The following is a 21,415-nucleotide window of genomic DNA, read 5'->3' on the forward strand; positions in this document are numbered from 1 at the left end:
TCCGTCGCCATGCTCACCTCGCTTTGGTGCACACGAGTATTGAGCATAGTCGGGGAGCCCGCAGAATTCGGAAAAAATCGTACGCTAAGGTTTTCCGGGCATCCGTAAGGGCCGAAACTTCCCGTCTTCCAGTCTGCGGCTCTGCCGCCAGACGTAATCGCCGGTTAGGTTGATGTGCTCCCAGCCCAGCGGCGACAGGAATTGCAGCAGCTCGCCGTCCACCGGCTTGCCGGCCTCGACCAACCCCTGGGTGGCGCGTTCCAGGTACACCGTGTTCCACAGCACGATAGCCGCCGTCACCAGGTTGAGGCCGCTGGCCCGGTAGCGCTGCTGCTCGAAGCTCCGATCCCTGATTTCCCCAAGGCGGTTGAAGAACACCGCCCTGGCCAGCGAGTTGCGCGCCTCACCTTTGTTCAGGCCGGCATGCACGCGGCGGCGCAGTTCAACACTTTGCAGCCAGTCCAGGATGAACAGCGTGCGCTCGATCCGGCCCAGCTCGCGCAGGGCCACGGCCAGTCCGTTCTGGCGCGGGTAGCTGCCGAGCTTGCGCAGCATCAGCGAGGCGGTGACGGTGCCCTGCTTGATCGAGCTGGCCAGGCGCAGGATGTCGTCCCAGTGGGCACGCACGTGCTTGATGTTCAGGGTGCCGCCGATCAGCGGGCGCAACGTCGGGTAGGCTTGCACGCCCTGCGGCACGTACAGCTTGGTTTCGCCGAGGTCGCGGATGCGCGGCGCGAAGCGGAAGCCTAGCAGGTGCATCAGGGCAAAGACGTGATCGGTGAAGCCGGCCGTGTCGGTGTAGTGCTCCTCGATCCGCAGGTCGGACTCGTGGTACAGCAGGCCGTCGAGCACATAGGTGGAATCGCGGACGCCGACATTCACCACGCGGGTGCTGAACGGCGCGTACTGGTCGGAGATATGGGTATAGAACAGCCGTCCCGGCTCGCTACCGTACTTCGGGTTGACGTGCCCGGTGCTCTCGCCCCGGCCACCCGCGCGGAAGCGCTGGCCATCGGAGGATGAGGTCGTGCCGTCGCCCCAGTGGGCGGCAAAGGCGTGGCGATACTGGTGGTTGACCAGCTCGGCCAAGGCCGCCGAATAGGTTTCGTCGCGGATGTGCCAGGCTTGCAGCCAGGACAGCTTGGCGTAGGTCAGGCCGGGGCTCGACTCGGCCATCTTGGTCAGCCCGAGGTTGATCGCATCACCGAGGATTGCGGACAGCAGCAACGTCCTGTCTTTGGCCTCGGCCCCGTCCTTCAAGTGGGTGAAGTGGCGGCTGAAGCCCGTCCAGTCGTCCACGTCCATCAGCAGTTCGGTGATCTTGATGCGCGGCAGTAACTGGCTGGTTTGGTCGATCAGCGCCTGCGCCCGATCCGGCACCGCCGCATCCAGCGGGGTGATTTTCAGCCCTGACTCGGTGAGGATGGCATCGGGCAGCTCGTTGTCCTTGGCCAGGCGGGTGACGGTGGCCAACTGCTCGTCCAGCAGCTGCAAACGCTCTTCCAGGTACTGGTCGCTGTTCGGGTTGATCGCCAGGGGCAGGGCCTGCTCGCGCTTGAGTGCGGCGAACTTCTCGGCCGGCAGCAGGTAGTCGTCGAAGTCGCGGAACTGCCGCGAGCCCTTGACCCAGATGTCGCCGGAGCGCAGGGCGTTCTTCAGCTCGGACAGGGCGCAGATTTCGTAGAATTTCCGGTCGAGGCCTTCCGGGGTGATCACCAGCGGCTTCCAGCGCGGCTTGATGAAGGCCGTGGGTGCATCGGCCGGCACCTTGCGCAGGTTGTCGGCGTTCATCTCACGCAGGGTCTGCACGGCTGCCAGCACGCCTTGCGCGGCCGGCCCGTGCTGTTCCCCAACTTTTCGCTCGGCGAAGAGTATGAACATGCGCCGCCGGCGACGAATCGCCAAATCTCACCGTATCTCCCGAGCGGACGATTTCGCACCGGTCTGCCCGTCGAAGGGCTTGCGATCGAACGGGGCGACCTTTTCTATGCATGTCCGCGAGCCAGCGTCTTTTATGGCACGGCGCTCGACGCCGACCTTCGGACGCGCGGCGTAAGCACGCTTGTCATGGCCGGGATAAGCACCACCGGCGTTGTTCTTTCAAGCGTCGCCTGGGCTAGTGATGCGGACTACGACGTGCGTTTGGTCCAGGACTGCTGCTACGACCCGGATCGGGATGCCCACGAAGCTCTGTTGCGTTCCGGGTTCGGCGGACGTGTACAGGTCGTGTAATTTTCGGGCCTCGCATGATCGCGGCCATAGCCGCAGGTGGATTGGTGCGAGGCAGGGCCAGTCCAAGTCAGGGTGCGGTCATCGCGGCGCCTGCAACTCTCAAAAACCCATCGCCGTAGCGGAGGTCTTGTAATCGCATGTCATTACGCACGCCCGATTTATTGTTCACAGCGATAGCACCTGCCATTTGGGGCAGCACCTACATTGTCACCACCCAATACCTGCCGAACTTCTCACCGATGACGGTCGCGATGCTGCGGGCGTTGCCGGCGGGTTTATTGCTCGTGATGATCGTCCGACAGATTCCAACGGGAATCTGGTGGATGCGCATCTTCATCCTCGGCGCACTTAATATTTCGCTATTCTGGAGCTTGTTGTTTATTTCGGTCTACCGCCTGCCGGGCGGGGTCGCGGCGACGGTAGGCGCTGTGCAGCCGCTGATGGTCGTGTTCATCTCTGCCGCTCTGCTAGGTAGCCCGATACGATTGATGGCGGTCCTGGGGGCTATTTGCGGAACTGCGGGCGTGGCGCTGTTGGTGTTGACACCAAACGCAGCGCTAGATCCTGTCGGCGTCGCAGCGGGCCTGGCGGGGGCGGTTTCCATGGCGTTCGGAACCGTGCTGACCCGCAAGTGGCAACCTCCCGTGCCTCTGCTCACCTTTACCGCCTGGCAACTGGCGGCCGGAGGACTTCTGCTCGTTCCAGTAGCTTTAGTGTTTGATCCGCCAATCCCGATGCCTACAGGAACCAATGTTCTCGGCCTGGCGTGGCTCGGCCTGATCGGAGCGGGTTTAACCTACTTCCTTTGGTTCCGGGGGATCTCGCGACTCGAACCTACAGTTGTTTCCTTACTGGGCTTTCTCAGCCCGGGGACCGCCGTGTTGCTAGGATGGTTGTTCTTGGATCAGACGCTGAGTGCGCTTCAAATCATCGGCGTCCTGCTCGTGATCGGGAGTATCTGGCTGGGCCAACGTTCCAACCGCACTCCTAGGGCGCGTATAGCTTGCCGGAAGTCGCCTTGACCCGCATGGCATAGGCCTATCGTTTCCACGATCAGCGATCGGCTCGTTGCCCTGCGCCGCTCCAAAGCCCGCGACGCAGCGCCGGCAGGCAGAGCAAGTAGAGGGCAGCGCCTGCAATCCATGCCCACCCGTTCCACGTTGTTATAGAAGCCGCATAGATCGCCGTGAAGAGGAGGGGTCCGACGATCGAGGTCAGGCTGGTGAGCGCCGCCAGTGAGCCTTGCAGCTGCCCCTGACGTTCCTCATCCACCTGCCTGGACAACATTGCTTGCAGCGCCGGCATTCCGATGCCACCCGAAGCAAGCAGGACCATGATCGGGAACGCCATCCATCCCCGTGTCGCGAAGGCAAGCAGGATGTAGCCTGTGCCGTCGGCAATCATTCCGAGCATGAGTGCCCGCCTTTCGCCGAGCCGGGCGGCTACAGGGCCGGTGATCATTGCCTGGGCGAGTGAATGCAGAATGCCAAATGCGGCAAGCGAAATGCCGATCGTGGTCGCGTCCCAGTGAAAGCGATCCTCGCCGAAAATGACCCAAAGCGCGGCCGGCACCTGTCCGACAAGTTGCATGATGAAGAAGACCGCCATCAGGGCGGCGACGACGGTCATGCCCCGGGCCCACCGGAACGAAGCGAGCGGGTTGAGAGCCTCCCGGCGTAACGGCCGGCGTTCGCCTTTGTGCGACTCCGGCAAAAGGAAACAGCCCGTCAGGAAATTGAGGCCGTTCAAGGCTGCCGCGGCGAAGAACGGAGCGTGGGGGGAGAAACCGCCCATCAGCCCACCGAGCACAGGTCCCGCGACCATCCCGAACCCGAAACAGGCGCTCATGAAGCCGAAGTGCCGCGCGCGCTCATCGCCATCAGTGATATCGGCAATATAAGCGCCGGCTACCGCCCCAGTCGCCCCGGTGATGCCGGCCACGATCCGCCCGATATAGAGAACCCAAAGGAAAGGCGCCGTCGCCATGATGGCGTAGTCGACAGCAGCGCCGGCCAGCGAGACGAGCAAGACCGGCCGCCGCCCGAAACGATCCGACAGCGCGCCCAGCACAGGTGCGCAGGCAAATTGCATCAACGCATACAGCGCCAGCAGAATGCCATAGTGGGCGGTGACGTCGTTCGAGTGAACCAGATCGCGCAGGAGGCCCGGCAGCACCGGCATAATCAGGCCGATGCCGACAGCGTCGAGCGCGACAGTGCTCAGAATTACGATCAGGGGTCTGTTGGGTTTCACGTCTGGCCTCCGGACCAGCCTCCGCTGGTCCGATTGAACGCGCGGATTCTTTATCACTGATAAGTTGGTGGACATATTATGTTTATCAGTGATAAAGTGTCAAGCATGACAAAGTTGCAGCCGAATACAGTGATCCGTGCCGCCCTGGACCTGTTGAACGAGGTCGGCGTAGACGGTCTGACGACACGCAAACTGGCGGAACGGTTGGGGGTTCAGCAGCCGGCGCTTTACTGGCACTTCAGGAACAAGCGGGCGCTGCTCGACGCACTGGCCGAAGCCATGCTGGCGGAGAATCATACGCATTCGGTGCCGAGAGCCGACGACGACTGGCGCTCATTTCTGATCGGGAATGCCCGCAGCTTCAGGCAGGCGCTGCTCGCCTACCGCGATGGCGCGCGCATCCATGCCGGCACGCGACCGGGCGCACCGCAGATGGAAACGGCCGACGCGCAGCTTCGCTTCCTCTGCGAGGCGGGTTTTTCGGCCGGGGACGCCGTCAATGCGCTGATGACAATCAGCTACTTCACTGTTGGGGCCGTGCTTGAGGAGCAGGCCGGCGACAGCGATGCCGGCGAGCGCGGCGGCACCGTTGAACAGGCTCCGCTCTCGCCGCTGTTGCGGGCCGCGATAGACGCCTTCGACGAAGCCGGTCCGGACGCAGCGTTCGAGCAGGGACTCGCGGTGATTGTCGATGGATTGGCGAAAAGGAGGCTCGTTGTCAGGAACGTTGAAGGACCGAGAAAGGGTGACGATTGATCAGGACCGCTGCCGGAGCGCAACCCACTCACTACAGCAGAGCCATGTAGAGGGGTCTGACGCTCAGTGGAACGAAAACTCACGTTAAGCAACGTTTTCTGCCTCTGACGCCTCTTTTAATGGTCTCAGATGTCCTTTGGTCACCAGTTCTGCCAGCGTGAAGGAATAATGGCCGAGCATATTGATATGTCCGTGGCAAAGCGGGGAGAGGCGTGCGATATCTTCATCATTCAGTGTTTCACCCTGCGCCCGGAGATGATCCAGGGCTGCCTGCATATAAATAGTGTTCCATAACACGACGGCGTTAGTGACCAGCCCCAGTGTGCCCAGTTGATCTTCCTGACCGTCGGTATATCGTTTTCTTATCTCACCTTTTTGACCGTGACAGATGGCTCTGGCAACGGCATGGCGACTTTCTCCCCGATTAAGCTGGGTCAGAATGCGCCGGCGGTAATCTTCATCATCAATATAATTAAGCAGATACAGCGTTTTGTTGATGCGCCCCACTTCAATGATTGCCTGAGTCAGTCCGGAAGGACGTTCACTTTTCAGCAATGAACGGACCAGCACTGAAACCTGTACTTTGCCCAGCTTCAGGGAGCCAGCGGTCCGGATCATTTCGTCCCACTGAAGGACTATTTTTCGGGGATCTGATTGCCCTCTGGCAATATCATTCAGCACGCCATAGTCGGCATCATGGTCCATTCGCCAGAAAACCGAAGCACCGGCATCAGCCAGGCGTGGAGAAAACTGGTATCCCAGCAGCCAGAAAAGGCCAAAGACAAGTTCGCTGGCACCTGCTGTATCGGTCATAATTTCGGTTGGATTCAGCCCGGTCTCCTGTTCCAGAAGACCTTCCAGCACAAAGATAGAGTCCCTCAGCGTCCCCGGTATAACGATGCCATGAAAGCCGGAATACTGATCGGACACAAAGTTGTACCAGGTGATCCCTCTGTTATTACCAAAGTATTTGCGGTTCGGTCCGGCATTGATTGTTCTGACTGGCGTAACAAAGCGCATTCCATCTGCAGATGCCACTTCTCCTCCACCCCATATCTGTGCCAGTGGCAGCGTTGCCTGAAAATCAACCAGTCTGGCATTAGCGCTGGTGATAGTTTCAGCCCGCAGATAGTTCGCTTTTGTCCAGTTCAGCCGGTGTCGGGTCAGTGCAGGAACATTTGATCTGATCAGTGGTTCCAGACCGATATTGCAGGCTTCAGCCATCAGCACGGCGCTGATGCTGACGGGCAGATCATCAACTCTGGCACTGGCTTCACTAGCATGGAAAAACTCATCAGCAAATCCGGTATGGGCGTTAATTTCGAGCAGCAACTCCGTTAAATCCACCGGAGGGAGTAGATCACTGATCATTTTGCTCAGTCGTTTCAGACTGTCCGGCTCATCAAGACTGGCGAGGGGAGAAATTGTCAACCGGGGCTTCGGGCCAGAAACATCGAGTTCGACAGCCTCATTTTCGCAAAGACGTGCAGCAACCTGTCTGTAACGACTATCAAGCTGATGACCCAGAGATTTTATTGCTTCCTGCGGGTCTGTCGGGTGCCCCAAAGAACGATAAACCTTAATCCGGTTTGCCTGCCAGTCAGCACCCTGTAGTAATCTTGCACGAGGATCTCCCCACCGGTTACTGCCGGTAACGTAGACATCCCTCCGCCTCAGACTATCCTGCAGTTTACTGAGAAAGCAGAGCGTGTATCCCCTGCGGGTGATATGTTTTTCCTTGTTAATCACCAGCCGTTTCCATGACCGACTGATAATTTCCGTTGGTGCGTCGTCAAAAAACTGCCGCCGTGAGCTGAACTCCCGGCTGAGGTAGTCACAGGCATTCAGAGTGGTAACCCCGGCAGGTGCGGATGAAAATTTAACGGTATTCAGCAGATGGGGCAGGAAACGACGAACGCGCCCGTACTGCTCCACCATTTCTTCATGAAAATTATCGTCTGAGGGCCGGGCAATTTCACGGACAAGCGTGATGATTTCAGCCAGCTTTTGCCTTGGGATGTAGCTGAACACCTCAGCACGAATCGATTCGTCCGGTGTTTCTTCTTTCAGCAGGTACGAACATGCGCTGGCGAGCGCCAATGCAGATTTATCCAGATCCTTCAGCGAGCGGAGCCGTTTTTTCTGCCCAATCTTTCTGGCGTCACGGATGATAACGGCCAGCATGGCGTCCAGAACGTCCAATGCATCATCCAGCGCCAGCGTTTCCCATGCAAGGACAAAGGCAACCAGAACCGCCATCCTTTTCTGCGGTGACATCCTGGCAATATTGAACACCGAAGTCATACCAGCATAACGTGCGAGATTTTTCAGGCGCACAGCCGGGAGTGTACTCAGGTTTTCAGCATGCAGGCCAAAATCGTTCAGAGTTTTCCAGCGTTCAATTGCTTCATTAAACGCCGGACCACTGATGGTCACAGGGCCCTTTTTCAGTGATTCCAGTAAAGACAGGCGGCTGCAATCAGTTGGCCCCAGCAGCATCTCCAGCTGTGAACGCTGTTCGGCTGACGGTATCAGTGCCAGTTTGTTCCACAGGCGCAACGTCGCCTTTTCCCTTACCTCTGAAATCAACCGGGTCAGCGTAGTGGCTCCGGGGAGAATAATACGATGTTGCATAAGCCACCCTGTCGCCAGATCGAAAAGCAGGCCAGGACGTTCGTTGCTTATCCAGCTCCGGGTATATAAAAGACGGGTAAGGCGAAATGTCCAGGGCCAGGCAAATTCACGATACTGATAGTGCTGACGTATCAGCGCTGCATGCTCACGGCGGGTATTTTCCCTCTGACCGTATTCTGCAAGAACGGTGATATCACGAATCCCGAGCTGTCTGGCGGTAAAATGCCGGACGCCGGAAGGAATATGATTCATATCGGTGAGGAAGGTGCCCAGAAAACGGACACATCCAATTTGCAGGGCAATGCCCAGACGGTTGTGATCACCTCTGCTTTTTCCGATAAATTCCTTGTCTGCTTCATCAAGGTGAAAATATCGTGCCAGCTGAAGCTCATCCGGTTCACCGGTGAATCTGCCATAGCTTTCAGTCTGCTCAGTGGTCAGAAAGTCAACGGGCATATCGGCCTCCCTGCCTGACGGGCATTTAGTAACATTTTTCCAACCGTACGAAATGTTATAAATTATCGGACATCGTAAAACTGTTACATTAATATGTCTATTAAATCGTAAATTTGTAATAATAGACATGAGTTGTCCGATATTCGATTTAAGGTACATTTTTATGCGACTTTTTGGTTACGCTCGGGTCTCAACCAGTCAGCAGTCTCTTGATCTTCAGGTCAGAGCACTCAAAGACGCAGGTGTGAAAGCAAACCGTATATTTACCGATAAGGCATCCGGCAGTTCAACAGACCGGGAAGGGCTGGATTTGCTGAGGATGAAGGTGGAGGAAGGTGATGTCATTCTGGTTAAGAAGCTCGACCGTCTTGGCCGCGACACTGCCGATATGATCCAACTGATAAAGGAATTTGACGCTCAGGGCGTGGCAGTCCGGTTCATTGATGACGGGATCAGTACCGACGGTGATATGGGGCAAATGGTGGTCACCATCCTGTCGGCTGTGGCACAGGCTGAACGCCGGAGGATCCTAGAACGCACGAATGAGGGCCGACAGGAAGCAAAGCTGAAAGGAATCAAATTTGGCCGCAGGCGTACCGTGGACAGGAACGTCGTGCTGACGCTTCATCAGAAGGGCACTGGTGCAACGGAAATTGCTCATCAGCTCAGTATTGCCCGCTCCACGGTTTATAAAATTCTTGAAGACGAAAGGGCCTCGTGATACGCCTATTTTTATAGGTTAATGTCATGATAATAATGGTTTCTTAGACGTCAGGTGGCACTTTTCGGGGAAATGTGCGCGGAACCCCTATTTGTTTATTTTTCTAAATACATTCAAATATGTATCCGCTCATGAGACAATAACCCTGGTAAATGCTTCAATAATATTGAAAAAGGAAGAGTATGAGTATTCAACATTTTCGTGTCGCCCTTATTCCCTTTTTTGCGGCATTTTGCCTTCCTGTTTTTGCTCACCCAGAAACGCTGGTGAAAGTAAAAGATGCTGAAGATCAGTTGGGTGCACGAGTGGGTTACATCGAACTGGATCTCAACAGCGGTAAGATCCTTGAGAGTTTTCGCCCCGAAGAACGTTTTCCAATGATGAGCACTTTTAAAGTTCTGCTATGTGGTGCGGTATTATCCCGTGTTGACGCCGGGCAAGAGCAACTCGGTCGCCGCATACACTATTCTCAGAATGACTTGGTTGAGTACTCACCAGTCACAGAAAAGCATCTTACGGATGGCATGACAGTAAGAGAATTATGCAGTGCTGCCATAACCATGAGTGATAACACTGCTGCCAACTTACTTCTGACAACGATCGGAGGACCGAAGGAGCTAACCGCTTTTTTGCACAACATGGGGGATCATGTAACTCGCCTTGATCGTTGGGAACCGGAGCTGAATGAAGCCATACCAAACGACGAGCGTGACACCACGATGCCTGCAGCAATGGCAACAACGTTGCGCAAACTATTAACTGGCGAACTACTTACTCTAGCTTCCCGGCAACAATTAATAGACTGGATGGAGGCGGATAAAGTTGCAGGACCACTTCTGCGCTCGGCCCTTCCGGCTGGCTGGTTTATTGCTGATAAATCTGGAGCCGGTGAGCGTGGGTCTCGCGGTATCATTGCAGCACTGGGGCCAGATGGTAAGCCCTCCCGTATCGTAGTTATCTACACGACGGGGAGTCAGGCAACTATGGATGAACGAAATAGACAGATCGCTGAGATAGGTGCCTCACTGATTAAGCATTGGTAACTGTCAGACCAAGTTTACTCATATATACTTTAGATTTGAAATGTAAGGCCTTTGAATAAGACAAAAGGCTGCCTCATCGCTAACTTTGCAACAGTGCCTCTCGATAGGTATAGTGTTTTGCAGTTTAGAGGAGATATCGCGATGCATACGCGGAAGGCAATAACGGAGGCAATTCGAAAACTCGGAGTCCAAACCGGTGACCTGTTGATGGTGCATGCCTCACTTAAAGCGATTGGTCCGGTCGAAGGAGGAGCGGAGACGGTCGTTGCCGCGTTACGCTCCGCGGTTGGGCCGACTGGCACTGTGATGGGATACGCGTCGTGGGACCGATCACCCTACGAGGAGACTCTGAATGGCGCTCGGTTGGATGACAAAGCCCGCCGTACCTGGCCGCCGTTCGATCCCGCAACGGCCGGGACTTACCGTGGGTTCGGCCTGCTGAATCAATTTCTGGTTCAAGCCCCCGGCGCGCGGCGCAGCGCGCACCCCGATGCATCGATGGTCGCGGTTGGTCCGCTAGCTGAAACGCTGACGGAGCCTCACGAACTCGGTCACGCCTTGGGGGAAGGGTCGCCCGTCGAGCGGTTCGTCCGCCTTGGCGGGAAGGCCCTGCTGTTGGGTGCGCCGCTAAACTCCGTTACCGCATTGCACTACGCCGAGGCGGTTGCGGATATCCCCAACAAACGATGGGTGACGTATGAGATGCCGATGCTTGGAAGAAACGGTGAAGTCGCCTGGAAAACGGCATCAGAATACGATTCAAACGGCATTCTCGATTGCTTTGCTATCGAAGGAAAGCCGGATGCGGTCGAAACTATAGCAAATGCTTACGTGAAGCTCGGTCGCCATCGAGAAGGTGTCGTGGGCTTTGCTCAGTGCTACCTGTTCGACGCGCAGGACATCGTGACGTTCGGCGTCACCTATCTTGAGAAGCACTTCGGAGCCACTCCGATCGTGCCAGCACACGAAGCCGCCCAGCGCTCTTGCGAGCCTTCCGGTTAGAGGCCGTCGACAATGATAATCTGGATCAACGGACCTTTCGGCGCCGGAAAGACGACTCTCGCTGAGCGGCTGCGCGATCGGCGTCCGAAATCGCTGATCTTTGACCCTGAGGAAATCGGGTTCGTGGTGAAAGAAACGGTCCCCATACCAGCGAGCGGAGACTATCAGGATCTCCCCTTGTGGAGGGGACTTACGATCGCTGCGGTCAGCGAGATTCGCAGGAATTACTCGCAGGACATCATCATCCCAATGACGCTCGTGCACCCGGACTATCAGAGGTGGCTCGGGAAATCTGCACAGCGGTGATAAGTGGAATTTCTGCCTGACTTCGGCTTAGATGCCGGGAACAGGAGATACCATGACAAGACGACCGCGCCGGAACCACAGCCCGGCTTTCAAGGCAAAAGTGGCGCTCGCCGCGATCCGAGGTGAGCAGACGCTGGTGGAATTGTCCCAGCAGTTCGACGTGCATGCCAACCAGATCAAACAGTGGAAAGACCAGCTCCTTGATGGGGCGACAGGCGTTTTCGGCGATGAAGCGAAGGCGGAACCGGCAGGTCCAACCGTCGATGTCAAAACGCTGCACGCCAAAATAGGCGAACTGACATTGGAGAATGATTTTTTAGCCGGAGCGCTCGGCAAAGCGGGATTGCTGGGCGGAAAGAAATGATCGACCGAACACACAAACTGTCGGTCGCACGTCAGGCCAGGCTTCTCGGCTTCAGCCGTGGCAGTGTCTACTATTCTCCACGTCAAGTGTCCGACGGCGATCTGGACCTGATGCGGCGGATCGACGAACTGCACCTCGACTATCCGTTCGCCGGAAGTCGGATGTTGCAAGGGCTTTTGAGGGGTGAAGGGACCGAGGTCGGGCGGTTGCACGTCGCCACGCTGATGAAGAAGATGGGCATCGAGGCAATCTACCGTCGCCCGAACACCTCCAAACCAGCGCCAGGTCACAAAATCTATCCTTATCTCCTGCGCAAGCTGGCGGTCACCCGGCCCAACCAGGTCTGGGCAATGGACATAACGTATGTGCCGATGGCGCGGGGATTCGTCTATCTCTGCGCCGTCGTGGACTGGTTTAGCCGGCGGGTTCTGTCCTGGCGGCTGTCGATCACGATGGAGGCGGACTTCTGCATCGAAGCGGTCGAGGACGCGCTGGCCCGCTATGGAAAGCCTGAAATATTCAACACCGATCAGGGTTCGCAGTTCACCTCCATCGACTTCACAGCCGTGCTGAAGAAGGCGGAGATCGCCATCTCGATGGATGGCAAGGGCGCGTGGCGCGACAACGTCTTCGTCGAGCGGCTCTGGCGGTCGATCAAATACGAAGAGGTCTATCTCCACGCCTACAAGACCGTATCCGAGGCTCGCGCTGGCATCGGCCGCTATCTCGCCTTCTACAATAGCCGACGTCCACATTCATCCCTTGACCGGCAGACGCCGGATCAGGCCTACTTCAACGCGCTGGCACCAATGATGGTGGCGGCATAATCAAGGCGGAAATCCACTTAGCAAAACGCCCAAAACTGTTCAGACAAACCGAGCCACCTCTGATGTCAGCAACAGATGGTCACGCTTTCCTTATCGCTGGCAGATTTTATCGACCACCTCACCAACACGGTCGAAGTCTTCTGCCAGCAGATCGCTCTCTGCAAAACATAGCAATCTTGTCCTACTGCGGTGATTGGGCAGCCGGTGGCGAAGATCTCATCAACGAAATCCGGGATCTGATCTTTACGCATTTCATCCTCCTGATGGCAGGGCGCCGATCGCATGATCTGAATAAGGTATGATCGTCATGGCTGACTGACCGCGCGACGCTTTCAGCGGCGTTGAGGCATAACCGGAGAGCCGCCGTTCATACGTGATGCGGCCTGCACATAGGAAACATGTCCTCACCGTAGAAGTGCAGCCGGATATGATGGCGCCGGCACAGCCAGCGGACGTTCAAAGGCTCGTCATACCTGTCATGATGCGCGTCCACGTGCGCGCAATCACCGTCAATCGACTGATGTTATCCAACATCTGTCCGAGACCCTGCCAGGCATTCCTCAGCGCGCGTGACCAAGAACAACTTTTGAGGTAGGTTGGTGCTGAGTACGGCCGCAGCCTGATAGGCTGCCGCAGCTTGGTCTTGGAAACCAAGACGCGAAAGGAAATCCGCCCGCGTCGCGTGAAAAAGCGGGTAGGTCTCCACGTCCCACTCGTCCTCAATCGCCTTAAGGACCGCCATCCCTGCAGCGGGGTTCATGGCCCACGACACAGCGACTGCTCGATTGAGGGCAACTACGTATGTAGGGCTCAACAGGAAGAGCGCGTCATATCTCGCCAGTATCTCTCGCCAATTGGTGTCTCGAAAGCTCGCAGCCCGCGCGTGACAAGCAGAAATCAACGCTTGCAGAAGATACCATCCAGTGGGAGACGACATGCGGCATGCTCGCTCAACTATCTCCAGACCTCGACGTATGAGCAATCGATCCCACAAGCCACGATCCTGACGATCGAGCGGCACTGGCAAGCCTTGACGATCTTGTCGGGCAAGCAGCCGAGAGCACTGGAGTTCCATGAGGGCTAAAAGACCAAGTACCTCAGGCTCCTCTGGCTTGATATGCGCTAGGGTCAGGACTCATTGCTCATAGCCAGAAGATAACGGTCGCAGCGAGAGCGATGGCGGAGAGAAAGGCCATTGGGCACCGGTCGTAACGCGTAGCGACACGCCGCCAGTCTTTGAGACGCCCGAACATGATCTCGATCCGGTTGCGCCGTTTGTAGCGGCGTTTGTCGTATTTGATGGTCTTCTTGCGGGATTTTCGACCTGGAATGCAGGGAGTGATCCCCTTCGCCTGTAAAGCGTCACGATACCAGTCGGCATCATAGCCACGGTCGGCCAGCAACCATTTGGCCTTGGGAAGTTCATCAAGCAAGGCGGCAGCACCGGTGTAATCGCTGACCTGGCCTGCCGTTATGAAGAAGCTGATCGGGCGACCACTCGCATCCGTTACGGCATGAAGCTTGGTGTTCATGCCGCCTTTCGTGCGTCCAATCAGGCGGCCCGCGCCCCCTTTTTTACCCGCAAGCTGGAAGCCGTGCGGTGGGCCTTGAGATAGGTCGCATCGATCATGATGGTCTTGTGCTCTGCGGCTTCAGGCACGGCCAGACCTTCCATCATCTGGATAAATACGCCCTTGTCGCCCCAGCGTTTCCAGCGGTTATAAAGCGTCTTCGCCGGGCCATATTTCTTCGGCGCATCACGCCAACGCAGCCCGTTGCGGTTGACGAAGATGATGCCGCTCAGAACGCGTCGATCATCAACGCGCTGGCGGCCATGGCTCTTGGGGAAATAGGGCTGAAGACGAGCCATTTGCTCGTCCGTCAGCCAAAACAAATTACTCATCAGTCGGGCTCCTATACGCCCATCTGAATCACAGCCGTCAGTTCAAATCAATGGGTCCTGACCCTAGGGCTTATGAAATGATGTGTTGTTTATCGCTTGTGTTGAGCTGGTAAAGGTTGGCTGTATGAATGAAATAAATGAAATCGCAGACCGCTTGAAAGAAGTTCGCAAGAAGTCCGGCAAGCGACAACAACCCTTTGCTGATAGCATTTTAGTATCACAAAGTGCTTATAGTGCTTATGAACACGCTAAGCGCGAGATACCTATGAAAGTTTTGCGCTCGCTTGTGATCGAATACAATGTGAATCCGGCGTGGTTCTTACTTGGAACCGGCAATTTTTCATATCTGCCTGAAGCTGAAGAAATGACAAACATCGCGGCCAAGTTGGAAATTTGACGAGAACAACACAGCTTAAAAACTGCCGCCAGAAGGCAGATTGAAATTAACCTTTGTTCATTATATGTTCTTGTAGTGTAGCAAATGGTAATTCAATGATTTTAAGCCCTGTTTCAGTTGCCTATGAAGGCCAAACCGTTATTTTATCCTCAATTGTCGTTCCTGCTGGTTTCCCATCACCGGCCAGTGATGATTTAGAGGATGAAATTGACCCTATTGCTTGGATCGTACCGCATCCGAGCGCCACATTTTGGTGGCGTGTTTCCGGTGATAGCCTTGTCGATGAAGGTATTCACGATGGAGATTTAATTGCCGTGGATCGTTCCGGTAAAGCGCGGGTAGGCCGCATTGTTTTAGCTGTGGTTGACGGTTCAATCACACTGAAGAAATTAGCCAAGCGAGACGGTCAATATTGGCTCGATCCTAAATCTAAGGGCAATAATTATCAGCCAATCAGGATTACAGACCAAACAGAGATTTGGGGCGTAATCGCCGGATCAGTCCGCCGCTATTCGGTGGATTGATTGCAATGGTAAGACCCATAGCCCTGATTGATGGGAATAATTTCTATGTTTCGTGTGAGAGGGTGTTTCAGCCGCACTTGCTAGGCAAGCCGGTTATCATCCTGTCAAACAATGATGGTTGTGCCGTAGCACGATCAGAGGAAGCAAAAGCCCTCGGTATTAAGATGGGTGCGCCGCTGTTTAAAATCCGTGAGCTGGTCAAAGAACACGGCGTTAAAGTGCTATCCTCAAACTATACGCTTTACGGAGATATGAGCCGCCGTGTCGTGGATGCTGTGAGCCAGTTTTCACCTCATTACGAAATCTATTCGATAGATGAAAACTTTGTTGATTTGTCGGGCTTTGGTGATCGTTATGAAGCCATTGCCGTTGATATGCGAGCCACCGTTAGACAAGTGACCGGAATCCCTAATTGTGTCGGCATTGCCGAGACAAAGACACTTGCAAAACTTGCCAATTTTGCCGCCAAGAAAAACCCGATTTTTGGCGGTGTTTGCGACTTCACGCAACCGGCAGTATTGGCATGGTGTTTAGACCGGATTCCGGTTGCTGAAGTGTGGGGAATAGGGCGGCAAACACAAATCAAGCTGGCATCACAAGGAATAGCAACGGCGGCACAGTTGCGCGACATGCCGCGCACACTTGCACGTCAACTCGGTACAGTTGTCTTAGAAAGAACAGTTGCGGAGCTTCAGGGCATCCGCTGCCTTGAGATCGAGGACATTGCACCACAACGCAAGGGCATGGCTGTTACGCGCTCTGCTGGTGCGCCTATGCGCGATTTAGAGGCTGTTATGCAGGCACTCACCGCCCACGCTTCCCGTGCCGCTGAAAAGCTTCGGTTGCATGGATTAGTTGCTGGTCAGATCACAGCGTTTTTTCACACAAACAGTTTTTCAAAAAACGCCGCGCAGCACTCGGTATCAAGAACCGTAAAGCTGAAGCCCATGACGAATAATACATTCGATCTTGTGCAGGCTGTTAACCGGTGCGCCCGTGCTGGTTGGCATCCTAAAGCGCATGAGCATGGCTATAGCTATACAAAGGCGGGTGTGATGCTCGATGATCTTCTGAAGGCAGAGGACGCGCCCAAAATGCTTTTTGATATAGTGCAGCCCCGTGATGCTCGCCTAATGGAAGCAATGGACGCAATTAATGACCGATACGGCAAACGCAAGGTTGTTATCGGTGCGCAAGGCTTTCAGAATAAACATGAAGCGAAAGCGGATATGCGTTCACCACGCTTCACAACAAGACTTTCAGACTTGCCAGTAATTTGTTGAATATTATCTAACTGAGAGGTGGAAAATATTCTCTATTACCTTCTCAGTTTTATCAGCGTAAATGCCAGCAGGCCGGTCACAATGACAATGATCATAGTGTGAATTTTTGAATATGTGATTTCTTGGGTTACAAATTTATAGCAAACAAACAGACCGAAAGAAGCAAATGCTAAGGCAGCAAATGCTAGAATGTTATTTCTAATGCCAAAATATCTTTCATCTGAAAAAGAGGCTGTAAAAGCATCCTTAAAAGTACAGTTATCTTCAGTTATGGAATGGTACATTCGGAATAGTTTTAGATAAACATACATACCGAAACACAGAGCCATATAAATGAATGTATCTTGCATCGTTAAAGTCATTTTAATCACCTCTTATCTTATTAGTGCTTTCCTTGGTTAATTTATAATTAACCGCCTTGGCAATCGTGGAGCGGCTGCAATTCAATGTCTGTTGTATCGTTGTCCATGAGTTGCCGCTTGCAAGCATCTTATTAATAGCTTCATATCGCTTCAGGTCAGGTGTGCGACCCTTAAATTTCCCGTTGGATTTTGCCTTATCAATACCTTGTCTTTGCCGCGCACGGCGCTGCTCATAATCTCGCCGTGCTATAGCGGCCAGCATGTCTAGAAGCATGTCATTGATTGCGCCAAACATTCGGGCATCAAATTCGGTCTGGTCAGCTTTTAGACTTTGCCAAGTCGTCGGGACATTCACGGCCACGATTTTAATTTGCCGATCCCGCAAGATAGCTTTTAGATTTTGCCAATCAGCTTCACGCAGCCTAGACAACCGGTCAACATCTTCAATAAGTAAAATATCTTGAGACTGGCAATCGCTCAGGAGCCGGAATAACTCAGGCCGATCTAAACGAGCGCCAGATTCATTTTCTGCATAATAGTTGCAAATTGATAAGCCGCGCTCTTGCGCAAAGGCATCAATACTGCCCCGCGCTCGCTGTGCATCCTGTTCTTTAGTTGATGCACGAAGATAGGCACGAACAAAATTTGTGGCCTTTGCCGGTACTGTTTGAGTCATTAGCGCGAACCAGTCTGTTTTAAGTGGTGTTAGCGCCTTATACAGTACCTATTAAAGCCAGTCCATTTTAAGCATACTCAAAACAAAATCATTATGGCCGCTAATTGCGGCTATTAAATAGGCTCCGCCAGCCCTTCGGCGCTATTTGAGTTGCGCGGGTGGCTCCGCCTTCAACAAGCCTTTGGCTTGAAAGAGTGCGCCTATAGGCGCTCAATCCAATTTCTATATACAGAAAGGGGAATTAGGAGGCTTTGCCCCCTACCCCTCGCAAGCAGAAAAATGGGGTTTCCCCGTGCTTCCGCACTCACTTCAGCCGGCAATGACCGGCTTACGCTCGCTTGTGCAGCAACACCAGGAGCGGAAGCGCTCTTGGTGTCCCTTCGGGCGGGTGATCCCCCTCCCCATTTTTCAACTTGCCACCCCTTACCCCCAGTCTCACTTGCGACGCCGCAGGAGCAGAAACGGGGTTTCTGCCCTACGGGCAAAAAAGGGAAAGAAGAAAATGGCAAAACTCACTAAAGCACAATTGAAAGCACATCGCGAAGCTGAAGCGATTTTGACCAAAGACGTTTTGAACTATGATGAAAAATTGTTTGTGCTGTATAATTGGCATGAAGGCGCAAACTTCACCAATGGCGCAGCAGGCGCGTTCTTTACTCCCGCTGACCTTGCAAGCGATTTTGCAATTGAAGGGGACGTTTGCGGGAAGGGGCGAAAACCTACTCTAAGCTGTGTCAGTACAAATGAATGATCAAATGGACGGCTTCATTCAATAAAAAATTGAACCGCATTTTGAAATTTGCCGTGCAAGTATGTTCCGCCGTTGACTGGAACGAGGCGGAACACTCCCGCTCATTCAACCTGAGCGCAATTTTTGTCCTCTCATTACATCCGCTTCTTGAGCAGTTTCATGAGTTCGCCATTTCGCGGAATTTTGTTTTGCTTACCCTGTTCTGTCAGCCAGTAAAACTGGCCGGGACGCAGACTTGCAGGCAGTTCGTAATCCATGCCGTCCCACTCGTCTTCCCGAAATGCATAAAATGCACGGTGAGCCTGAAACTTCTCGGCTGCATCCATTACATCGGTCAAATAGGCGCTGCAGTCTGGCCAGAGGCGCATACAACCGAATTCGGCCATCACTATTCGATTGGTGCTTAAGCCGTTTTTCCTGGCCCATTCAAAAGGGAGGGTGATATGAGCAGCAACTGTTTTGCGGTCCCAAATAACTTCTGAACCAGAGTATCGCGTCTTTACACCAGGGTAGCGTAAAGGCACCTTGCGCTTCATATTTGGCGCGCTTGTGGCATCATAGGGTTCATACATATGAAATGCATAAAGAACTTTGGTGTCAGCAAGCGGTGCAGGCCATGCTGCTAGTGATCGAGCATTCGCGTAATACCCACTGTCGACCATTATAGGTGTTGCCGGATCGACTTTCCAAATGCCTTCAATGAGCTGTTGGTAAAACGCTCGTAAATCCCTTGTGCCGTTCTGATGTTCCTTCTGCCACTCTTCTAAAACTTCCATCGATGCATTTTCTTTAAGCCCGGTGGTTTTCTCAGGTGCTGGTTCATTAATTAAATTATAGGCGGCTATCGCTGGGTGATCCTTCAGTTCTCCGGCCAGATCGGTCCAGAACTTGACGGCTTGCTCGACATATTCAGGGCTTTCCCATAGCCGATCATCAAATTTACCACCATTTTGTTGAGTCCATCGGGCACCTGGAAGGCTTACCGATGTAAGAACGACTTTAAGTCCGGCTGCCTGAGCGGCATCCAATGTCTTCCGCAGAATTTGTAAATCTTTTTCTCTCAGGCTTCGATAGTGATCAGCATTGCCGATCAGGAAATCCCGATCTTCCCCACGCCATTTGCTAAAAGTCAGACGAACCCAGGTAGCGCCCGTCGCGGCCAGCGTTTTGAAATAAGCCTCATCAGGAGGCGTTTTGTTAAAGCTGTTCCCGCCTTTTCGCTGTGTGTCCCAAAAACCGATGAGATCGGCAGAATAAGCTGGCAGGGTAAATGAGCTGACAGTTGCGCTCAGGAGAGCAGCGATTACCACGGTCTTTAATTTTGTAAAATGCATAGAACCAATCCGATTTAGATAAAACTATTTGCATTCCGTAAATTCGTGATCGCTGCCGTATCGCTCCAATTCGTCGAAATAAAGAAAGCGACCCAACATTCGCCGCAATTCGTCCTTTAGACTTCTGAAGTTTTTGAAAATTCATTTGATTAAGGCATGCGATGACAAGATCTGCCCTTTTGATTCCACTCACCACGGCGGCTATCGCGCTAAACGCAATATCGCCGGTTTATGCGAGCGACACCCATTCTATTGATGATACCGTAAAACAGGTTGAAACCACGCTGGGAGCAAAAGTGGGTATAGCCGTCCTGGACACCGGGTCTCAACGTGCCTGGTTCCACCGTGCTGATGACCGTTTCCCGATGGCGAGCACATCCAAAGCTCTGACCTGTGCAGCGCTGTTGGATAAAGGTCAGAGCTTTATGAATAAAGAGGCCTTGATCAAAAAGGCGGACCTGGATGAATATGCACCAGTGACATCCGGCATAGTCGGCAAAAAAGTAAGTGCGGCTGACCTTTGCAGCATTACCATGCGTACAAGTGACAATACCGCCGTCAACAAAGTTCTTGAAATCCTGGGAGGACCGCAAGCTGTAACCGCTTATTTGCGCAAGACAGGTGATAACATTACTCGACTTGACAGAAATGAACCGGACCTCAACGAAGGAACGCCTGGAGACGTGCGCGACACGACAACGCCTCGCGCTATTCTCGAAACACTTAATAAACTGGTACTGGGCCCCACTCTTGGCTCTGACGAGCGAAAACAACTCACAACCTGGCTTGAAAGTAATGAGGTTGGTGACCCTTTGCTGCGCGCTGGAGTTCCTTCTGATTGGCGCGTCGCCGATCGAACTGGCGCTGGAGGTAACGGGACGCGTGGGGTGATTGCCGTCATGTGGCCGCCAAAACACGCGCCAATCATTGCTGCGATTTACATTACACAGACGAAAGCCACTATGGAGGAAAGGAACGCTGCCATCGCCTCTATTGGCAAAGCGATTGCTGCCGAAGTTCTGGAATAAAAAGGAAATGGTTGCCGGAACATTTCTGGCTACGGAACCAGGCCAAGAACGCGTTTCCCGTAGTCCCGGAGCTCCCCACTCGGTCCCACATATCGATATAAGGTAACGCGTTTTATTCCCAGCTCTGCGCATAAGTCGGAAACAGAGGTGTCGCGCTGTGTCATGGCGGCTTGAGCAAGACGAACCTGCGCTTTTGTAAGAGCGAATCTTCGCCCTCCTTTCCGGCCGCGCGCTCTTGCGGCGGCAAGACCTGCTACTGTTCGCTCACGAATAAGGTCTCGCTCGAACTCTGCTAAAGTGGCAAATATACCAAACACCATGCGACCGGATGCGGTCGTAGTGTCGATCTGGGCGCCTTTTCCGGTCAGTACCCGCAAACCGATATTGCGATCAGACAGGTCTTTCACAGTATTGACCAGATGAGCAAGCGATCGCCCGAGACGATCAAGCTTCCAGACCACCAAAACATCACCTTCGCGCAAGGACTTCAAGCAGGCCGCCAGGCCCGGCCGATCATTCCGAGTACCGGAAGCGTGATCCTCATAGAGGCACTGTTGCATAGA

At 54.1% G+C, this 21,415-nt stretch carries 21 protein-coding genes and 2 pseudogenes; 13 read left to right on the top strand and 10 right to left on the bottom strand.

From position 1 onward, the window contains the following. Positions 1 to 84: 84 nt before the first annotated feature. Positions 85 to 1,836: pseudogene (locus ACKLKD_RS25615) on the bottom strand (Tn3-like element TnAs1 family transposase); the annotation flags it as partial. 3 nt (positions 1,837 to 1,839) lie between these two features. Between ACKLKD_RS25615 and ACKLKD_RS25620 the strand changes: the two are divergent. After that, positions 1,840 to 2,232: a cysteine hydrolase family protein gene (locus ACKLKD_RS25620; RefSeq protein ID WP_001351729.1), complete on the top strand. Its 393-nt coding sequence runs from the start codon at positions 1,840 to 1,842 to the stop codon at positions 2,230 to 2,232. Positions 2,233 to 2,369: 137 nt separating this feature from the next. Continuing rightward, the gene (locus tag ACKLKD_RS25625; RefSeq protein WP_000058717.1) at positions 2,370 to 3,254 is read left to right on the top strand and encodes a DMT family transporter; all 885 of its coding nucleotides are present in this window, start codon (positions 2,370 to 2,372) and stop codon (positions 3,252 to 3,254) included. 31 nt (positions 3,255 to 3,285) lie between these two features. Here ACKLKD_RS25625 and tet(A) read toward each other — a convergent pair whose 3' ends face one another. Further along, a complete protein-coding gene (tet(A), locus tag ACKLKD_RS25630) occupies positions 3,286 to 4,485 on the bottom strand; it encodes a tetracycline efflux MFS transporter Tet(A) (RefSeq protein WP_000804064.1) in 1,200 nt (399 codons plus the stop codon). Between the two features lie 105 nt (positions 4,486 to 4,590). On the opposite strand from tet(A), the gene tetR(A) reads away from it, so the two are divergent. After that, the gene (tetR(A), locus tag ACKLKD_RS25635) at positions 4,591 to 5,241 is read left to right on the top strand and encodes a tetracycline resistance transcriptional repressor TetR(A) (protein WP_000164043.1); all 651 of its coding nucleotides are present in this window, start codon (positions 4,591 to 4,593) and stop codon (positions 5,239 to 5,241) included. 84 nt (positions 5,242 to 5,325) lie between these two features. Here the strand turns inward: tetR(A) and ACKLKD_RS25640 are convergent, their stop codons facing one another. Beyond that, a complete protein-coding gene (locus ACKLKD_RS25640) occupies positions 5,326 to 8,331 on the bottom strand; it encodes a Tn3-like element Tn3 family transposase (protein ID WP_001143760.1) in 3,006 nt (1,001 codons plus the stop codon). Positions 8,332 to 8,494: 163 nt separating this feature from the next. On the opposite strand from ACKLKD_RS25640, the gene ACKLKD_RS25645 reads away from it, so the two are divergent. From ACKLKD_RS25645 to ACKLKD_RS25665, 5 genes and pseudogenes are all read left to right on the top strand, one after another. Continuing rightward, on the top strand, positions 8,495 to 9,052 hold the full coding sequence (locus ACKLKD_RS25645; RefSeq protein WP_001235713.1) for a recombinase family protein: 558 nt from the start codon (positions 8,495 to 8,497) through the stop codon (positions 9,050 to 9,052). 182 nt (positions 9,053 to 9,234) lie between these two features. Next, positions 9,235 to 10,095 (top strand): broad-spectrum class A beta-lactamase TEM-1, encoded by an 861-nt coding sequence (locus ACKLKD_RS25650; protein WP_000027057.1) that lies wholly within the window; start codon positions 9,235 to 9,237, stop codon positions 10,093 to 10,095. Between the two features lie 141 nt (positions 10,096 to 10,236). Then, positions 10,237 to 11,097, top strand: coding sequence for an aminoglycoside N-acetyltransferase AAC(3)-IIe (gene aac(3)-IIe, locus ACKLKD_RS25655; protein ID WP_000557452.1), 861 nt, complete (start codon positions 10,237 to 10,239; stop codon positions 11,095 to 11,097). 12 nt (positions 11,098 to 11,109) lie between these two features. After that, positions 11,110 to 11,370 (top strand): annotated as a pseudogene (locus ACKLKD_RS25660) (hypothetical protein); the annotation flags it as partial. An 85-nt stretch (positions 11,371 to 11,455) separates the two neighbouring features. Beyond that, positions 11,456 to 12,594 (top strand): IS3-like element ISKpn11 family transposase gene (locus ACKLKD_RS25665; protein ID WP_162832797.1). Its coding sequence is split into 2 segments (ribosomal slippage): positions 11,456 to 11,723 and positions 11,723 to 12,594, totalling 1,140 coding nucleotides; the frame shifts between segments, so codons are not numbered across the junction. Positions 12,595 to 12,659: 65 nt separating this feature from the next. Here ACKLKD_RS25665 and ACKLKD_RS25670 read toward each other — a convergent pair. The 3 genes from ACKLKD_RS25670 to ACKLKD_RS25680 form a co-directional block, all read right to left on the bottom strand. Continuing rightward, on the bottom strand, positions 12,660 to 12,845 hold the full coding sequence (locus ACKLKD_RS25670) for a hypothetical protein (RefSeq protein ID WP_004197549.1): 186 nt from the start codon (positions 12,843 to 12,845) through the stop codon (positions 12,660 to 12,662). 272 nt (positions 12,846 to 13,117) lie between these two features. Further along, complete coding sequence (locus ACKLKD_RS25675) at positions 13,118 to 13,726, bottom strand: DUF6596 domain-containing protein (RefSeq protein WP_306415568.1); 609 nt, start codon at positions 13,724 to 13,726, stop codon at positions 13,118 to 13,120. 10 nt (positions 13,727 to 13,736) lie between these two features. Continuing rightward, positions 13,737 to 14,497, bottom strand: a protein-coding gene (locus tag ACKLKD_RS25680) for an IS5-like element ISKpn12 family transposase (protein WP_087786363.1) whose coding sequence is annotated in 2 segments (ribosomal slippage) — positions 13,737 to 14,173 and positions 14,173 to 14,497 — 762 coding nt in all. Because the reading frame shifts where the segments join, the coding sequence is not laid out codon by codon here. 124 nt (positions 14,498 to 14,621) lie between these two features. Between ACKLKD_RS25680 and ACKLKD_RS25685 the strand changes: the two genes are divergently transcribed. From ACKLKD_RS25685 to ACKLKD_RS25695, 3 genes are all read left to right on the top strand, one after another. Next, a complete protein-coding gene (locus tag ACKLKD_RS25685; RefSeq protein WP_004197545.1) occupies positions 14,622 to 14,894 on the top strand; it encodes a helix-turn-helix domain-containing protein in 273 nt (90 codons plus the stop codon). A gap of 95 nt (positions 14,895 to 14,989) precedes the next feature. Then, positions 14,990 to 15,418: a LexA family protein gene (locus tag ACKLKD_RS25690; protein WP_004197551.1), complete on the top strand. Its 429-nt coding sequence runs from the start codon at positions 14,990 to 14,992 to the stop codon at positions 15,416 to 15,418. 5 nt (positions 15,419 to 15,423) lie between these two features. Continuing rightward, complete coding sequence (locus ACKLKD_RS25695; RefSeq protein ID WP_004197540.1) at positions 15,424 to 16,701, top strand: Y-family DNA polymerase; 1,278 nt, start codon at positions 15,424 to 15,426, stop codon at positions 16,699 to 16,701. A gap of 35 nt (positions 16,702 to 16,736) precedes the next feature. Here ACKLKD_RS25695 and ACKLKD_RS25700 read toward each other — a convergent pair whose 3' ends face one another. Further along, positions 16,737 to 17,063: a hypothetical protein gene (locus tag ACKLKD_RS25700; protein WP_004197526.1), complete on the bottom strand. Its 327-nt coding sequence runs from the start codon at positions 17,061 to 17,063 to the stop codon at positions 16,737 to 16,739. A 1-nt stretch (position 17,064) separates the two neighbouring features. Continuing rightward, positions 17,065 to 17,739: a recombinase family protein gene (locus tag ACKLKD_RS25705; RefSeq protein ID WP_004197529.1), complete on the bottom strand. Its 675-nt coding sequence runs from the start codon at positions 17,737 to 17,739 to the stop codon at positions 17,065 to 17,067. Between the two features lie 502 nt (positions 17,740 to 18,241). On the opposite strand from ACKLKD_RS25705, the gene ACKLKD_RS25710 reads away from it, so the two are divergent. Further along, positions 18,242 to 18,490, top strand: coding sequence for a hypothetical protein (locus ACKLKD_RS25710; RefSeq protein ID WP_004197541.1), 249 nt, complete (start codon positions 18,242 to 18,244; stop codon positions 18,488 to 18,490). Between the two features lie 134 nt (positions 18,491 to 18,624). On the opposite strand, the gene ACKLKD_RS25715 is transcribed toward ACKLKD_RS25710, so the two are convergent. Next, positions 18,625 to 19,824: a glycoside hydrolase family 5 protein gene (locus ACKLKD_RS25715; protein ID WP_004197531.1), complete on the bottom strand. Its 1,200-nt coding sequence runs from the start codon at positions 19,822 to 19,824 to the stop codon at positions 18,625 to 18,627. Positions 19,825 to 19,985: 161 nt separating this feature from the next. Between ACKLKD_RS25715 and ACKLKD_RS25720 the strand changes: the two genes are divergently transcribed. Beyond that, complete coding sequence (locus ACKLKD_RS25720; RefSeq protein ID WP_004197546.1) at positions 19,986 to 20,852, top strand: class A beta-lactamase SCO-1; 867 nt, start codon at positions 19,986 to 19,988, stop codon at positions 20,850 to 20,852. 29 nt (positions 20,853 to 20,881) lie between these two features. On the opposite strand, the gene ACKLKD_RS25725 is transcribed toward ACKLKD_RS25720, so the two are convergent. After that, positions 20,882 to 21,412: a recombinase family protein gene (locus ACKLKD_RS25725; protein ID WP_079383680.1), complete on the bottom strand. Its 531-nt coding sequence runs from the start codon at positions 21,410 to 21,412 to the stop codon at positions 20,882 to 20,884. Positions 21,413 to 21,415: the final 3 nt, after the last annotated feature.

It is taken from the genome of Klebsiella sp. 10982, assembly GCF_048589245.1.
In the GTDB taxonomy this organism is placed as follows: domain Bacteria; phylum Pseudomonadota; class Gammaproteobacteria; order Enterobacterales; family Enterobacteriaceae; genus Klebsiella; species Klebsiella quasivariicola.

Excerpts from the sequence above, each read along its gene's own strand:
- ACKLKD_RS25720 (WP_004197546.1), top strand. The coding sequence starts at position 19,986 with ATGACAAGATCTGCCCTTTTGATTCCACTCACCACGGCGGCTATCGCG.
- ACKLKD_RS25690 (WP_004197551.1), top strand. The coding sequence starts at position 14,990 with ATGATTTTAAGCCCTGTTTCAGTTGCCTATGAAGGCCAAACCGTTATT.
- ACKLKD_RS25725 (WP_079383680.1), bottom strand. The coding sequence starts at position 21,412 with ATGCAACAGTGCCTCTATGAGGATCACGCTTCCGGTACTCGGAATGAT.
- ACKLKD_RS25640 (WP_001143760.1), bottom strand. The coding sequence starts at position 8,331 with ATGCCCGTTGACTTTCTGACCACTGAGCAGACTGAAAGCTATGGCAGA.
- ACKLKD_RS25700 (WP_004197526.1), bottom strand. The coding sequence starts at position 17,063 with ATGACTTTAACGATGCAAGATACATTCATTTATATGGCTCTGTGTTTC.
- ACKLKD_RS25650 (WP_000027057.1), top strand. The coding sequence starts at position 9,235 with ATGAGTATTCAACATTTTCGTGTCGCCCTTATTCCCTTTTTTGCGGCA.
- ACKLKD_RS25670 (WP_004197549.1), bottom strand. The coding sequence starts at position 12,845 with ATGCGTAAAGATCAGATCCCGGATTTCGTTGATGAGATCTTCGCCACC.
- ACKLKD_RS25695 (WP_004197540.1), top strand. The coding sequence starts at position 15,424 with ATGGTAAGACCCATAGCCCTGATTGATGGGAATAATTTCTATGTTTCG.
- ACKLKD_RS25715 (WP_004197531.1), bottom strand. The coding sequence starts at position 19,824 with ATGCATTTTACAAAATTAAAGACCGTGGTAATCGCTGCTCTCCTGAGC.
- ACKLKD_RS25710 (WP_004197541.1), top strand. The coding sequence starts at position 18,242 with ATGGCAAAACTCACTAAAGCACAATTGAAAGCACATCGCGAAGCTGAA.
- ACKLKD_RS25685 (WP_004197545.1), top strand. The coding sequence starts at position 14,622 with ATGAATGAAATAAATGAAATCGCAGACCGCTTGAAAGAAGTTCGCAAG.
- ACKLKD_RS25625 (WP_000058717.1), top strand. The coding sequence starts at position 2,370 with ATGTCATTACGCACGCCCGATTTATTGTTCACAGCGATAGCACCTGCC.
- ACKLKD_RS25645 (WP_001235713.1), top strand. The coding sequence starts at position 8,495 with ATGCGACTTTTTGGTTACGCTCGGGTCTCAACCAGTCAGCAGTCTCTT.
- ACKLKD_RS25705 (WP_004197529.1), bottom strand. The coding sequence starts at position 17,739 with ATGACTCAAACAGTACCGGCAAAGGCCACAAATTTTGTTCGTGCCTAT.